Raw genomic sequence first — 14443 nt, forward strand, 5'->3', positions numbered from 1 at the left:
CCTCGTCGCCGAGGGGACGACCACGATCGCGGGCGCCGAGCACGTCGACGTGTCGTTCCCCGACTTCTGGACGGTTCTCGACGGCCTCGGCGCGAACGTTACCGACGCCTGAGAACCCGCGCTCGGTCGGTGTCGGTACCGCTTTGTCGGTCCCTGCGGGACTGCCTCTGTGACCGAGTTCGCACCCGACCTCCGCGAGGAGTACGAGGAGGACGGCTACGTGTTCCCGGCGTACCGCGACCGCTGTTTCGCCGACGCGACCGAGAGCGCCCTCTCGTTGCTGTCGTCGGATTTCGAGCGGAACCTCCCCGAGGAGGCGTTCGGCGACCTCCCGGCGGGCGTCGAGAACGTCGTCCTACTCGTCGTCGACGGCTTCGGGCTGGACCAGTGGACGCGGCTCCGCGACGACCTCCCGCTGCTCGACGCCTTCGAGGCAGCCGGGACCGTCACGCCGCTGACCTCCACCTACCCCTCCGAGACCGCCGCGGCGATCACGACGCTCCACACGGGACTGCTCCCGGCCGAACACGGACTGCTCGGCTGGCACCAGTACCTCGACTCCGTCGGCGAGTCGGTCCAGACACTCCCGTTCCTGCTAGAGGACGGCACCCCGGTTCGGGACGAGTACCCGCTCGCGGACCCGCGTGAACTGTTCGAGGGGGAGGCCATCTACGGCGACGCCGAGGCGGCGGGCATCGACACCCACGTCACTCAGCCCGAGCACATCGCCGGCTCCGTCTCCTCCGAACTCACGACCGCCGGCGCGGAGACACACGGCTACTGGAACGTCGCCGACATGGCCGTCACGGTGCGCGACGCCGTCGCCGAGGGCGGCCCGACCCACGTCACGGCGTACGTTCCGAACGTCGACAGCATCTCCCACGTGACTGGGACCGAGGCCGATCGGTACGACGCCCAAGTGCGGATGGTGACCGAGGCGTTCCGTACGGGATTCCTCGACAACCTCGACCCCGAAACCGCCGAGGAGACGGCCGTCCTACTCACTGCCGACCACGGCCACACCAACGTCGACGAAGGTGTCGCGGTCGATCTTTCCGTCCCCGAGGTGCAGGACTACCTCGCCCGAAACAACGACGGCCAGCCGATTCCACCGATGGGCGGCCCGCGGAACGTCCAGTTCCACGTCCGCGACGGGCGGGTCGAGGAGCTTCGAGAACACGTCGAAACCGAAGCCGGCGGGGACGTGCTGACGTTCACGGAAGCCGAGTACCGCAATCGCGGGCTGTTCGGCAGCAACCACGCCGCGACCAGCGCGACCTTCGACCGCCGCGCCCCGGACCTGCTGGCGGTCCACCGCGATCACGTGATGTGGTACGAACCGGACGACAAGATCGGCGTCCACGGCGGAATGACTCCCGAGGAGATGCTGGTCCCCTTCGCCGCGGCGCGAGGGAGCGACCTGCGGGACTGACCTCACCGCTCGGCTGACTTCGACAGCGTCGGCGCTCGGGCGGCCGCTTCTGCAACGACTAAATGCACGGCTCACTACCACCACCCATGAACGGCAATCGCTTCGGTCGCCTGTTTCAGGTGACCACCTACGGTGAGAGCCACGGTCCGGGGATGGGCTGCACCGTCAGCGGCGTCCCCGCCGGCGTCGAACTCGACGAGGAGGACATCCAGCGCGACCTCGACCGGCGCAAGCCCGGCCAGTCGATGATCACGACAAGCCGCGGCGAACCGGACGAGGTGTCGATCCAGTCGGGACTGCAGGACGGCTATACGACCGGCACCCCGATCGGGATGACGATCCAGAACAAGGACGCCCGGTCGGGCAAGTACGAGCCGTTCGTCACCGCGCCCCGACCGAGTCACGGCGACTTCACCTACTCCGCGAAGTTCGGCACGCGGAACTGGGGCGGCGGCGGCCGATCCAGCGCCCGCGAGACGGTGAACTGGGTCGCCGCGGGCGCGATCGCCAAGCAGGTGCTCGAACAGAGCGAGCACGACGTGCGGATCAAGGCACACGTCAACCAGATCGGCGACATCGAGGCGCCCGAAGTGAGCTTCGAGCAGATGCTCGAACATAGCGAGGAGAACGAGGTCCGTTGTGCGGACCCGGAGACCGCCGAGGAGATGCGGGCGCTGATCGACGAGTACCAGGAGGCCGGCGACTCCATCGGCGGCAGCGTCGCGTTCGAGGCTCGCGGCGTCCCGCGAGGCCTCGGCGCGCCGCGGTTCGACAGTTTTCCGGCCCGGCTCGGGCAGGCGCTGCTCGCCGTCCCGGCGTCGACGGGCTTCGAGTACGGACTCGGCCGCGACGCGCGTGAGGTCACCGGGAAGGAGCGAAATGAGGACTGGGAGTTCCCCGACGACGAGGCGGATCCGGACCCGACGCCGGTCGGCAACGACCACGGCGGGCTTCAAGGCGGGATCACGACCGGGCAGCCGATTTACGGCGAACTCACGCTCCACGCGCCGACGTCGATTCCGAAGACCCAGCGAACTGCGGACTGGGAAACCGGCGAGGAGAAGGACATTCAGGTCGTCGGCCGGCACGACCCGGTGCTCCCGCCGCGGGCGGTCCCCGTCGTCGAGTCGATGCTCTACCTGACGGTGCTCGACTTCATGCTGCTCGGCGGCCGGATCAACCCGGATCGACTGGACGACAACCCGGGCGAGTACGACACGCCGTACCACCCGAGCAGTCCACGGAACGACTAACCGCAGAGTTCCTGCGTCACGAACACGGTTCCGTTCTCGTCGACGAAGACGCCGATTCCTTGGGTGTCGTAGTTCGAAGAGAGGGCGTTTTGGCGGTGAGAGGGTGAGTCAAGTAGAAAATCGACAGCTCCGGTAGATACCTTTCTCTCATTATTAAGAAAATCATAGGTATCGTCGACTATCTGTCGAGTCGTATGCTTGTAGATATTCTGTCCTGAATGATTGCACTTCAACTTATACTGTGATCGAACCTCCGCATGGGTCGTCCCGTTTGGTCCAGTGTGCGCGAAGTAATCCTGCTGTGCCATGTCCCACGACTTATACCGAGCGACGGCGTCCAGCGTTTCGTTCCGCTCAAGCGGCTCTACACCGTTCTGGACCCGACGCTCGTTCATCTTCTTGTGGATGAGTTCCTCGATCTGTTCCACATCGACATCGTACCGCTCCGATGACGGTGTCGTCGGCTGTCGGGGTGTCGACTCCGTATCGGCTGTCGTATGCTCGGTCCCGTCGATGGCGTCAGGGACAGTCCCAGCCCCTCCGCAACCGGCGAGGAGTACCACCACACAAACGGCGACGACCAGAACCCTCATTCAGGTCTCACCGTTACAGGCTGTCGGTTCGTCCGCGTTCGGATCTGCGCCACACTCCTTCACGATCTTGGTCACGTTTCGAACGTCTCCCGTCGGTTCGCTGAATGCACGGACTTGCTCCCAGGTGTACGTAATTTTTTGCCATCGGTAGACCTCTGTCGTCTCGAACACTGGGCGTTTCCACTGCACGTACTCGGTGCCGACCCGCACCTGCTTCTCGTACTCGTGGACTGCCTCCTGCTCGTACGTCGCGCGGCGGTACCGATGAGAGTACTCCGTTTCTTCGACGGTTCGTTCCCACTCGTAAACTGCGTCGTACTCGGGAACGCGGTACTCGTACCGATAGTCGTACTGCGGATCACGCTCGGTTTCCGACTTGATGCAGACTGGCGGATCGAACCGATACGAGCGCTCGACACAGTACTCCGTCTCATCATATCCACTGACGTATCTATCGGACCGGCGGTACTCCCAGTGCTCTGGTGCACGGTAGTGGGAGTAGACCCACTGCGTGTGGTAGCCAGCTAGTGTTCGACCGACTCGGTCCCCTCGCTCCCAACCACTCCCGGCGGGCCGGTCCGCTGACCGCTTTGTTTCGCCCCGCTCGACGGTTCGGGGGACGGCTTCGACGTACTCCCAGTCGTCACCGAAAGCGTCACGCTGTGGCATTGTGGTGTACTCCCACCCGTCGAACACCCGCCGTTGGTCGACATTCTGCTCCGCGATCTCCCATTCACCGCCGGGATGATCCGTGCTCCTCGTCGTTCGCCGTTCGGTGTCGTACTCGGTCGTCGTTCCGACGCGGTACCACTCCTGACCGGGACTGAGAGTTCCGCGCCCGCTGTCGGCTGGGGTCCGCATCGTCTTGGTATCGATCTGCTCACGGTCGATCCGCGCGATCCCCTCTCGCGTCCAATTTTCCCCGGGACTCTCGAAAGCCTTGGTTCTGTGCACTTCGGTCGTGTTCCGCTCGTACACCCAGACATTGTACTCCGCCTCGGATAGCCTCACGGGGATCGACGCCTTGTCTGGTGACCACGCAGGATGCACTGAAATGTGGTAATTTCCACCGGAGGCGTATCGATGTCGGAAGTAGTGATAGTTCGTTTCCTTGATCGTATGGGTTGTGACGTTCTTGTCGCCGAAACCGATCACCACCTGCTTTCCCGCGTGCATGGGGTCTATCCGGTACCGCCCTTGGACGGTTGTTCCGTCTACCTCTGTGAGTTCGATCGGGATAGTCAGCCCCTTGCTACTTTCCGTTGGGGTCCCCCGATGCACGTCGAAACTCTCTTTGACCGACTGTTGGTGTCCGTTTTGATCGGTGACGGTGAGTTGTACCCCGACCGTCCCGTCGTCGAACTCCATGTTTTCGAGGCCGTGAGAGACACTCGCCCGTGCGGGACTCCCCTCCTCACGAGTACTAAACAGGAGTCTGTCGTCGACTTTCCACTGGAAGTGTAACCGATCTGAGTCGTTGTCGTTCGCGATCCCAGTCAATATGACCTGTCTCCCGCTGATTCCATCAGGTGCTTCTCTCAACGAGATATTTAAATCGAGGATTTCAGGTGCCTGTTGAGAGACTGGATTGGCCATCTCCGACTTCGTAGTTTCTCCAACCACCGTCACCTCCTTCTCCACTTTCGTCACCCCGCCATGTTCGTCGCGAACCGTCGCTTCGATCGTCACCGTCCCGTCACGTTCCGGAATCCCGTCGAAACGGAACGACCGTGCCCACTCGCCGCTGCCCGACGAGACCGTTCCGACTGGTACGACGCTCCCGGCGTCGTCGGCCAGACTCACCGAGATGATCCGGCCGCCGGGGTCGCTCGCGACGACTCGATACTCCTTGGTCGCGTTGACGACTGCGATGTTGTCGCCTTCGATCCGAGCGGTCGGCGGCGTGTTCCGGATCTCGACGGTCTTCTCCAGCGTCGACGTCGCCCCGTCGTCGTCGACGACGATCGCGGTCACCGTCGCGGTCGTTCCCGGCGTCCCCCCGACGGTCAGCGTTCGTGTACCGCTCCGGAGAGCAGCCTGATTCGGGGCCGACGCGGCGATCGAGGTGGGGAGCCACCATCGGTCCACGATCTCGCCGTCCGGATCGCTCGCGTGGATACTGTAGCCGACCGTCGATCCCGAAGTCACGTGTGACGGTCCGTCGATCTCCCCCGACGGCGGCCGGTTCGTATCCGCAGTCGGGCCATCAGGTGAGGTCGGCGTCGATGCGACGGTTTCGGTCGGTGTCGGCTCTGTAGGATTCGCCGGCTCGGAGGGTGGCGAGGTGTCCGTCGACTCCGGTGTCGGTGTGGACGTTTCGGTCGGGGTCCCCGCCGGCGGCTGCGTCGACGCCTCCTCCACGTCGACGTACAGCATGTCCGTATGCGTCTGCCCATCGTCGCCGGTGACCGTCAGCCGAACTTCGTACCGGCCGGTTTCGTCGGGGACGAACCGCGTGGTCACCGCGTCCGGATCTGCGGGCGTCACCGTCTCGCCGCCGGGCGTCCGGATCGACCAGTCGTAGCCGACGATCTCGCCGTCGGGATCGACGCTTCCGCCGCCGTCGAGGTAGACCGTACTCCCGACCGTCGTCGACTGGTCGAGTCCCGCGTCCGCGAGCGGGCGTCCGTCGTCGGTCGCCGCCACTGCGGGCGTCGGCAGGCCCGCTACCACGAGCAGCACTACGAGCATGAGAGAGACTCGTTTCATCTGACAGTGGGTTCCTTCATCTCTCAATAGTACTTAAATTTCATGTGCAGACTTTCCTATTTGATAGGTGGATCGGTCGGAGAATCTTCTGGAGGCGCGTCCGTGCGTTATTTATCACTCGACACCCGGAATAGGGGTATGCTCGAGAACGAGTCCTCGATGCCCTACCTGCTCGCGGGCACGATGACGATCGGGACGGCCGTCCTGCTGGTCGGGGTCACGCTGGGCTCCGAACTGGTCCACAGCGAACAGCTCACGCAGCTCGGTCAGCCGCTCCAGCTGGCCGGCGGCGCCGTGCTCGTGTTCGCCGTCCTCCTGTTCGCGCGCTACCTCGACGCGCTCCCCGATCAGGAAGCCGGTCACTGAGCCGTCGGTCGCGGTCGGACGCGGCGACGCCGCCCGGTCTGTCACGGTCTTTTCTTGACAACTGATAGCAAGTGCTTTGGGCTCGGCGATGGAATGCCCACGAAGACGCGACCGGCCGTCGGTCGCCGTACCACTCATGACTGACGACGAACTCATCTGGCGGATCGCAGGCGGTTCCGGCGACGGGATCGCTTCGACCAGCCAGAACTTCGCGAAAGCGTTGATGCGGTCGGGGCTGGACGTATTCACCCACCGACACTACCCGTCCCGGATCCGTGGCGGTCACACGTACACGGAAGTCCGGGCCGCCCCCGAGGACGTGACCTCGCGGGGTGACGGGTACGACTTCCTCCTGGCGCTCGGGGACTCCTTCGCGCGCAACCCACAGGAGGAGGCGTACTACGGGAAAGAGGAGATCAAGCCGCTCTCGGAGAACTTAGACGACCTCCGGGAGGGCGGCGTGATCGTCTACGACTCCGGCCTCATCGACGCCGACGAGGTACCGAACTTCGACCAGCGCGTCGAGGAGAACGACTGGCACGTGTTCCCGCTGGACCTCCGCGGGCTGGCCCGCGAGAAGGGCCGCGAGGTGATGCGCAACACCGCCGGCGTCGGCGCGACCTGCGCCATCGCCGACATCCCCGTCGAGGCCATCGAAGACCTGATGCGGGACGCGATGCCCGAGAAGATCCTCGAACCGAACCTCGAGATCCTCAACGAGGCGTACGAGGCAGTGCTGGAGGACTACGACCTCTCCGGGATCGAGGTCTCCTGTCCCGAGGGCGAGCACGAGGAGGAGCAGGTGCTCGTCAACGGCTCCGACGGGATCGCCTACGGCGCGTTCGACGAGGGCTGCCGGTTCATCTCCGGCTACCCGATGACGCCGTGGACGGAGGTGTTCACCATCCTCTCGAAGAACCTCCCCGAGGTCGGGGGGATCGCCGAGCAGGTGGAGGACGAGATCGCCGCGGCGTCGCTGGCGATCGGCGCCGCCCACACCGGCGTGAAGGCGATGTCCGGCTCCTCCGGCGGCGGCTTCGCGCTGATGTCCGAGCCGCTCGGACTGGCCGAGATCTCCGAGACGCCGATCGTGCTGCTCGAGGCCGCCCGCGCGGGCCCCTCGACGGGGATGCCGACCAAGCCCGAGCAGGCCGACCTGGAGCACGTCCTGTACACTTCACAGGGCGACTCCAACCGCGTCGTGTTCGCGCCCGCGGACCCCGCGGAGGCGTACGACCACGCGCGGAAAGCGTTCCAGATCGCCTACCAGTACCAGATCCCGACGATCATCCTCTACGACCAGAAGCTCTCCGGGGAGTACCGCAACGTCCCCGCGAGCCACTTCGACCGGGACCCCAACCCGGACATCGGCAAGACGCTCACCGAGGACGAGATCACGGAGGCACCCCACGAGCCCGGCGGGAAGCTCCACCGCTTCCGTCACGACCCCGAGGACGGCGTCTCGCCGCGCTCGGTGCCGGGACAGAAGGGCGGGCGCTTCCTCGCGTCCGGTAACGAGCACAACGAGGCCGGCCACATCAGCGAGGACCCCGACAACCGCGTCGCGCAGGTCGACCGGCGGAACCGCAAGCTCGAGTCGATCCGCGCAGAGCTGAACGAGGACGGCCTGAACGAGACGTACGGTCCCGAGGACGCCGACTACGGCATCCTCGCGTTCGGCAGCATGGTCGGCACCGTCGAGGAGGCGGTCGACCGACTCAACGCTGACGGCGAGTCCGTGAAGGCGCTGGCGGTCGGCGAACTCGCACCGTTCCCGGAGACCGAGGTCCGGGAGTTCATCGAGAGCGTCGACCGGGCGATGGTCGTCGAGATGAACTCCTCGGCGCAGTTCCGCGGCCTGACCCAGAAACACCTGGGCGAGTACGGGCCGAAGCTGTCGAGCCTCCTGAAGTACAACGGCAACCCATTCGAGCCCGCGGAGGTCGTCGAAGGGTTCCACAACACCGTCGGCGGCGAGGAAGCGACCGACCACCAGACGACGTTCGTACCCGCGGCAGGTGACTGACCAATGAGTGCATTCAGCGCAATCGGCGACGAACGCGAGATCGAACAGGAGGAGTACACGCCGGGGATCGAGCCTCAGCCGACGTGGTGTCCGGGCTGTGGCGACTTCGGCGTCCTGAAGGCCCTGAAGGGCGCCCTGCCCGAGGCCGGACGCACGCCCGACGAGACCCTGACGGTGACGGGGATCGGCTGCTCGGGCAAGCTGAACTCCTACTTCAACAGCTACGGGTTCCACACGATCCACGGGCGCGCGCTGCCCGTCGCGCGAGCCGCGAAGCTCGCGAACCCCGGACTGGAAGTGATCGCCGCCGGCGGCGACGGCGACGGCTACGGGATCGGCGGGAACCACTTCATGCACACCGCCCGGGAGAACCACGACTTCACCTACATCGTGTTCAACAACGAGATCTTCGGCCTCACCAAGGGCCAGACCTCGCCCACCTCCCCGAAGGGCCACAAGTCCAAGACCCAGCCCCACGGCTCGGCGAAGGAGCCGGTCCGGCCGCTCTCGCTCTCGCTCACGTCGGGAGCGTCGTTCGTGGCCCGGACCGCGGCGGTCAACCCCAACCAGGCCAAGGAACTGATCAAGGAGGCCATCGAACACGACGGGTTCGCCCACATCGACTTCCTGACCCAGTGTCCGACCTGGAACAAGGACGCGAAGCAGTACGTCCCCTACATCGACGTGAACGAGAACGACGACTACGAGTTCGACCCGACCGACCGGGACGAAGCCGCGGAGATGATGCGTGAGGCCGAGGGTGCCCTCAACGACGGCGAGGTGCTCACCGGGAAGTTCTACGTCGACGAGAGCCGCCCGTCCTACCAAGAGGAGAAACGACAGATCGGCGAGATCCCCGAGGAGCCGCTGGCCGAGCGCTACTTCGACGACGACTACGAGTGGGAGCGCTCCGCGGACATGTTCCTCGACGACCACAAGTGAACGTCGGCGGCCGGTAGCGGCCCCCGCCCCGTTTGGGTCCACGGAGACTCGCTTTCCGCTTCGCAAGGCATTTTTCCCCGGACCGCGAAGCGAGTTCCATGACTACGTCGGCCACCGAGGACCGGATCCTGCAGATCCTGGAGGAGGACGCGCAGGCGTCGGTCTCCGAGATCGCCGAGCGCGCCGACGTCTCCAAGCCGACGGTTCGGAAGTACGTCCGCCAGCTCGAGGAGGAGGGCGTGATCGTCGGCTACTCCGCCGAGGTCGACCCCAAGAAGCTGACGGGCCAGTCGATCGCGCTGGTGGGGATGGACGTCGACAGCGAGCAGTACGTCGACGCCACGAACGCGCTCAAGGATCTCGACGCCATCGAGTCGCTGTACAGCTCGTCGGGCGACCACATGCTGCTCGCGGAGGTCCGCGCCGCCGACGGCGACGCGCTCGGCGACGTGATCAACGACCGGATCCTCGAAATCGACGGCGTGACTGCGGCTCACCCCTGTTTCCTGCAGGAACGCCTGAAGTAGTTTCTCGCGGCGATCCGGCCTCACGCACCGCCCTCTTCCTCGACGACGGTCACGGACTCGTCGACGACCAGCGTCAGCCGGTCGTCGCCGAACGTCACGTCGACAGCGACCGCCCACGGATCGGTCGAACGGACGGTCGTGTGCCGATCGGTGGCCGCGAACTCGATCTCCCAGATCGGCGTCCGTGTCACGTCCATCCCGTTGTCGAGGCAGAACGAGATCACCCGGGGCTCCCGGAGCAGCAGTTCGCCGACGGTGAGGTTGTCCTTGTTCCCGCAGTGTGAACAGCCCCGACGTATCAGCGCCGCGCGGCGGTCCCCGCGGGGGTAGCCAGTGTCTTCGGGGTCCTGGAACTCCGCGTCGACGCCGTTGCCGCAGTACGGGCAGACGCCCCGGGCGAACGCGAGGCGGACGGTACGGTTGTACTCGGCCGCCCGATCGAGCACGTCGGCGTCGTCCACGTCGCCGAACTCGTCGTCGACGCCGGTGAGCACGCCCGGCGGCGTGAGGTTGTAGTCGTAGAGGTACTCACAGCCCGGGCACTCGATGGCCAGGATCGCGTTCTCGTAGCGCGCCGTCAGCGTCGTTCCGCAGTAGTCGCAGTCGTGGTCGATCGCCAGTTCCCGGTCGGTCGCTGCCTCCGCGGACCACGCGCGGATCGTCCGGATCAGGGTCGTCCCCTCGGGAGTGAGCTGGTAGCCCACTTCCGGATCGCCCGCCATCCGGGGGATCGGCCGGCTGGCGTTCCCCCACTGCTCCTCGGTCTCGACGCGCTCGACGTAGGGGCCGACGAGCTCCTGGAGGTGGTAGTTGAACCGACTGCTGTCGGCCTCGGGCGCGGCCAGCGCCTTGAGTTCGGAGAACGACAGCGTCGGCGGCGGCCCGTCGCCGCCCCGGGCCTCGCTGAGCTGCCAGAGTATGCTTGCCCGCACCTCGTTCGACAGCAGCGACAGCGTCGTCTCCGGGGGGAGACGGCCGTGCGTCCGCGGCTCGTCGCGGTCCCGCATGGCTGTCGCTTGGGGAGCCGCGAGGAAGCGTTTTCGGTAGATCCGGCGACGAGCGGCTTCGCTACGGGTCGGTAGCGCCCGAGGACCCCTCGGTCCTCCCGACCGAGGCCGGGGTCGCGGTGGCGGGGTCGTCCCGCACCGGCGACGTGAGCAGCCAGAGCACCCCCGCGACGGCGGAGACGGCGACGCCAGTCACCGCGAGGAACGTCACGGGGCCGATTCCTTCCGCGACGCGGCCGCCGAGCACGTTCGCGGTCCCGGAGGCCAACGAGAGCGCCATCGAGACGCCGGAGAGCACCGTCGCACGGCCGACGTTCTCGAGCCGGTCGTTGAAGTACTCGTTCCGGACGGGACGAACTAACTGCGAGACGGCCCGCCGGGCGAACACCGCCGGCACGAGCAGGAGGGGGACGACTGCGAAACTCGCGTAGAGCACGCCGAAGATCGGAATAAGCGACAGCATGACGCCGCGCGTTCCGAGGCGATCCTGTACGGCCCCCGCGGCTCCGGTCGCGGCCGCCGAGACGAGCTTGAACCCTGCGTACACGACGCCGAGCCCCGCGACCGGCACGCCCACCTCCCGTAGCGCCGGCTGTTCGAACACCCGCGTCACCGAGAAGACGACGTTGAACAGGGCGGCGTAGACGATCAGCCAGCCGATCGAGGGGCGGGTGAACTGCTCGCGGAGCAGCGAGACCGCCCGGAGGACCGTCATCGTCGGCTCGTCGTCGGTCGTACCCCCAGTAGGGGGCAGCGTGAACAGGATCGGGAGTCCCAGCCCGGCGGTGACGGCGTTCGCCACGAACGGTAGCGCCGGATCGGCGGTGTACAGGAAGCCAGCAGCGAGCGCCGCGCCCGCGGAGATCACTAGCAGCACTGACTCCGCTCGCCCGCTGAGCCGCGCGAACTCGTCGTCGAGATCGTTCTCCGCCAGCAGTTCGTACAGCCACGCGTCGCTGGTGCCGCTCCGGAGCGTCCACGCCACCGCCCACAGCAGGAACAGCCCGGTGAACGCCTCCGTCGACGACGCGAACACGAACCCCGCCATCACCGTCGCCGTGACGGCGTTGCCCAGCGCGAGCGTCCGCCGCCGACCTAGGTAGTCCGCCAGATAGCCGGTCGGGAGTTCGCCGGCCACCATCCCGAACAGGAACACGCCCTGCACGAAGCCGATCTCCGCCAGCCCCAGCCCCTGTGCCTCCATGTAGATCACCGAGACGGGGAGGTAGAACCCGTTCGTGAGCGTCGCGCGGTACGCGTAGTACCGCCTGACCACAGAGACCATACTCGACTGTGGCGTCGCCGGGATCAAGTGTATTCCCGGCAATCATTTTTTGTAACGTAGATGACTCTATTCTGGTCGACACCGACGGCTGCCGGCGCGGTCGAGTGGGCCACGCTGAGCACGCGCCCGCCGCTCCACTTTCACCGTGGCTGGGCAACCCTCTTCTCCGTCCCGGCCCGAACGCCACCTATGAGCGGGAGCACCCTCCCCGGGACCGGCGACGACGAGTCGCCCGACAGGGTGGTGCTCCACGTCGACATGGACTGCTTCTACGCCTCCTGTGAGCGCCTGCGGGAGCCGGAGCTCCGCGGCCAGCCCGTCGTCGTCGGGATGGGCTACGAGGAAGGCCAGACGATCGGCGCCGTCGCGACCGCCTCCTACGAGGCCCGGGAGTACGGCGTCGACTCCGCCCAGCCCATCTCGCAGGCTGTCGAGCGGCTGCCGCCGGTCGAGCGCCCGGATCTGGGCGACGAGGGCGACGACCGCGGCCACTACCGCCCGGTGGACATGGAGTTCTACCAGTCGGTCGCGAGCGAGGTGAAGGCGATCCTGCACGACTGCGCCGAGACGGTGCGGGAGGTGAGCATCGACGAGGCGTACCTCGACGTGACCGACCGCACGTCGTGGGAGCGTGTCGACGCGCCCGCGCGAGCGTCGGGCGCCGCCGAGCAGCGCACGCTCGCGGAGGGGTTCGCGCGCCACGTCCGCGAGCGCATCGCCCGCGAGGTGGGCGTGCCCGCCAGCGTCGGCGTCGCACCGAACATGGCGACTGCGAAGATCGCCAGCGACCACGACAAGCCCGACGGGCTGACGGTCGTGCCGCCGGGGACGGTCGCCGACTTTCTCGCGCCGCTGCCCGTCGAGGAGATCCACGGCGTCGGCCCCGTGCGGGCGGGCGAACTCCGCGATATGGGCATCGAGACCGCCGGCGACCTCGCATCCGCGGATCCCGGCCGGCTACAGGACCGCTTCGGCGACCGCGGGGTCGAACTCCACGAGCGCGCTCGGGGGAACGACGATCGCGAGGTCACGCCGACGGGGCTGCCAAAGAGCCTCTCCCGGGAGTCGTCGTTCAGCGAGGCGACGAGCGACGCCGCGGCGATGCGCGAGAAGGTCCGCGCGCTCGCGGCCGCCGTCGCGGAGCGCGCGCGGTCGAAGGACGCGCTCTACCGGACGATCGGGATCAAGGCCGTCACGACGCCGTACGACGTGAACACCCGCGCCGAGTCGCTCTCCGGCCCGGTCGACGACCCCGATCTGGTCGAGGAGACCGCGCTCTCGTTGCTGGCGGAGTTCGAGGACGAGCCGGTCCGCAAGCTCGGGGTGCGGGTGTCGAAGCTGAGCTTCACCGCCGGCGAGCAGGCCAGCCTCGACGGATTCGACGGCCAGCCCCGCGACGGTTCGGCCGCCGGTTCGACAGAGTCCGGCGACGCCGTCACGGACGGTAGCGGCGAGGACGGCGGCGCCGGTGGCGGTTCCGCCGACGAGGACCGGTCGGGACAGTTCTCGCTCGAGGAGTTCGAGTAGCCCCGTCGGAAACCCTATGTGGGGCCAGTGGGTCTGTTACGACGATCACGGCGACCGCTCCGGTCGCCCATCGTGCCGCCCGACCGACGTCGGACGGCGGCGACGCCCCCCACTATGACCGACGACACCGATTCCGACGAGCACGAGAACGAGCGTGCCGTCTCGCTCCCGCTCATCGACACGTACGCCGCGCTGACGGCCGAGATCGACGCGAAGGCCGACCGGATCGAGCGGCTGGAGAGCGAGCTCGACCGGCGCTACCTCGACCCCGCGGATGGCGATCCCGAGACCGCTGCCCCGGCGGGCGAGACGGCCGACACGGGAACGAGATCGCACGAGGACTGGGACCCGGCGACCGACCCGCTCGAGGACACCGGCACCGCGACCGCCGACGGCGATCACGAGGGCGTGCGACCGACCGTCGACGCGGCGGGATCGGCTCCGGACCGGGAGGCTCCGACCGCAGATAGCCAGCGCGAGGAGTCGGCCGACACCGGCGTGAACGCCAGAGATTCGGGGATCTCGCCCGTCAAGACGGCGTCCGCGGCCGACGCCGAGGCGGGCAGCGGGGAGTCCGACGACGGGGACACGGACGAGTCGTTCGGCGTCGGGATGGAGACTTCCTCGGATCTCACGGGCGGATCGCTCGACGGCTCGCCGCTGACTGAGAACGCGGAGTCGGAACCCGACTCGGACGGGGTGGACGAGGAGCCGCCCGATCCGACCGCCGACCGCGGCGAACGCCTCAGCCGGCTGGTCCGGCGTGCCGAACTCCG

Annotated in this window: 13 protein-coding genes and 1 pseudogene; 9 read left to right on the top strand and 5 right to left on the bottom strand. The window is 67.0% G+C overall.

Annotated features, from left to right (window positions below):
- The first annotated feature begins 169 nt into the window (after positions 1-169).
- Both ACFR9S_RS05615 and aroC read left to right on the top strand, forming a co-directional pair.
- Positions 170-1432, top strand: a complete 1263-nt coding sequence (locus ACFR9S_RS05615) for an alkaline phosphatase family protein (RefSeq protein WP_379730795.1) — start codon at positions 170-172, stop codon at positions 1430-1432.
- An 86-nt stretch (positions 1433-1518) separates the two neighbouring features.
- Positions 1519-2685 (top strand): chorismate synthase, encoded by a 1167-nt coding sequence (gene aroC, locus ACFR9S_RS05620; protein ID WP_379730796.1) that lies wholly within the window; start codon positions 1519-1521, stop codon positions 2683-2685.
- Here aroC and ACFR9S_RS05625 read toward each other — a convergent pair.
- Together ACFR9S_RS05625 and ACFR9S_RS05630 are read right to left on the bottom strand one after the other, a co-directional pair.
- The gene (locus tag ACFR9S_RS05625; RefSeq protein WP_379730797.1) at positions 2682-3278 is read right to left on the bottom strand and encodes a CAP domain-containing protein; all 597 of its coding nucleotides are present in this window, start codon (positions 3276-3278) and stop codon (positions 2682-2684) included. The two genes, aroC and ACFR9S_RS05625, sit on opposite strands and share 4 nt — an antisense overlap.
- Complete coding sequence (locus tag ACFR9S_RS05630) at positions 3279-5081, bottom strand: hypothetical protein (protein ID WP_379818250.1); 1803 nt, start codon at positions 5079-5081, stop codon at positions 3279-3281.
- A gap of 4 nt (positions 5082-5085) precedes the next feature.
- Between ACFR9S_RS05630 and ACFR9S_RS05635 the strand changes: the two genes are divergently transcribed.
- Positions 5086-5319, top strand: a complete 234-nt coding sequence (locus tag ACFR9S_RS05635; protein ID WP_379818251.1) for a hypothetical protein — start codon at positions 5086-5088, stop codon at positions 5317-5319.
- A gap of 377 nt (positions 5320-5696) precedes the next feature.
- Here ACFR9S_RS05635 and ACFR9S_RS05640 read toward each other — a convergent pair.
- A pseudogene (locus tag ACFR9S_RS05640) lies at positions 5697-5987 on the bottom strand (PKD domain-containing protein); the annotation flags it as partial.
- 138 nt (positions 5988-6125) lie between these two features.
- On the opposite strand from ACFR9S_RS05640, the gene ACFR9S_RS05645 reads away from it, so the two are divergent.
- From ACFR9S_RS05645 to lrpA1, 4 genes are all read left to right on the top strand, one after another.
- Positions 6126-6353, top strand: a complete 228-nt coding sequence (locus tag ACFR9S_RS05645) for a hypothetical protein (RefSeq protein WP_379730798.1) — start codon at positions 6126-6128, stop codon at positions 6351-6353.
- Between the two features lie 136 nt (positions 6354-6489).
- A complete protein-coding gene (locus ACFR9S_RS05650) occupies positions 6490-8379 on the top strand; it encodes a 2-oxoacid:acceptor oxidoreductase subunit alpha (protein ID WP_379730799.1) in 1890 nt (629 codons plus the stop codon).
- A gap of 3 nt (positions 8380-8382) precedes the next feature.
- Positions 8383-9321 carry a thiamine pyrophosphate-dependent enzyme gene (locus tag ACFR9S_RS05655; protein ID WP_379730800.1) on the top strand — a complete coding sequence of 313 codons (939 nt, stop codon included), beginning with the start codon at positions 8383-8385 and terminating at the stop codon, positions 9319-9321.
- Between the two features lie 98 nt (positions 9322-9419).
- The gene (gene lrpA1 / locus ACFR9S_RS05660) at positions 9420-9848 is read left to right on the top strand and encodes an HTH-type transcriptional regulator LrpA1 (RefSeq protein ID WP_379730802.1); all 429 of its coding nucleotides are present in this window, start codon (positions 9420-9422) and stop codon (positions 9846-9848) included.
- A gap of 20 nt (positions 9849-9868) precedes the next feature.
- Here lrpA1 and ACFR9S_RS05665 read toward each other — a convergent pair whose 3' ends face one another.
- Entirely contained in the window at positions 9869-10855 is a 987-nt protein-coding gene (locus ACFR9S_RS05665) for a DUF7351 domain-containing protein (RefSeq protein ID WP_379730803.1), read from the bottom strand.
- Positions 10856-10916: 61 nt separating this feature from the next.
- Entirely contained in the window at positions 10917-12140 is a 1224-nt protein-coding gene (locus ACFR9S_RS05670; RefSeq protein WP_379730804.1) for an MFS transporter, read from the bottom strand.
- Between the two features lie 189 nt (positions 12141-12329).
- On the opposite strand from ACFR9S_RS05670, the gene dinB reads away from it, so the two are divergent.
- A complete protein-coding gene (gene dinB / locus ACFR9S_RS05675) occupies positions 12330-13667 on the top strand; it encodes a DNA polymerase IV (RefSeq protein WP_379818248.1) in 1338 nt (445 codons plus the stop codon).
- 114 nt (positions 13668-13781) lie between these two features.
- On the top strand, positions 13782-14443 hold a 662-nt coding region (locus ACFR9S_RS05680), incomplete at its 3' end, for a hypothetical protein (protein WP_379818249.1).

The organism is Halolamina salina (assembly GCF_042678005.1).
GTDB classification, from domain to species: Archaea; Halobacteriota; Halobacteria; order Halobacteriales; family Haloferacaceae; genus Halolamina; species Halolamina salina.

Coding starts and splice junctions, on each gene's coding strand:
- aroC (WP_379730796.1), top strand. CDS start 1,519: ATGAACGGCAATCGCTTCGGTCGCCTGTTTCAGGTGACCACCTACGGT.
- ACFR9S_RS05625 (WP_379730797.1), bottom strand. CDS start 3,278: ATGAGGGTTCTGGTCGTCGCCGTTTGTGTGGTGGTACTCCTCGCCGGT.
- ACFR9S_RS05635 (WP_379818251.1), top strand. CDS start 5,086: ATGATCCGGCCGCCGGGGTCGCTCGCGACGACTCGATACTCCTTGGTC.
- ACFR9S_RS05645 (WP_379730798.1), top strand. CDS start 6,126: ATGCTCGAGAACGAGTCCTCGATGCCCTACCTGCTCGCGGGCACGATG.
- ACFR9S_RS05650 (WP_379730799.1), top strand. CDS start 6,490: ATGACTGACGACGAACTCATCTGGCGGATCGCAGGCGGTTCCGGCGAC.
- ACFR9S_RS05655 (WP_379730800.1), top strand. CDS start 8,383: ATGAGTGCATTCAGCGCAATCGGCGACGAACGCGAGATCGAACAGGAG.
- lrpA1 (WP_379730802.1), top strand. CDS start 9,420: ATGACTACGTCGGCCACCGAGGACCGGATCCTGCAGATCCTGGAGGAG.
- ACFR9S_RS05665 (WP_379730803.1), bottom strand. CDS start 10,855: ATGCGGGACCGCGACGAGCCGCGGACGCACGGCCGTCTCCCCCCGGAG.
- ACFR9S_RS05670 (WP_379730804.1), bottom strand. CDS start 12,140: ATGGTCTCTGTGGTCAGGCGGTACTACGCGTACCGCGCGACGCTCACG.
- dinB (WP_379818248.1), top strand. CDS start 12,330: ATGAGCGGGAGCACCCTCCCCGGGACCGGCGACGACGAGTCGCCCGAC.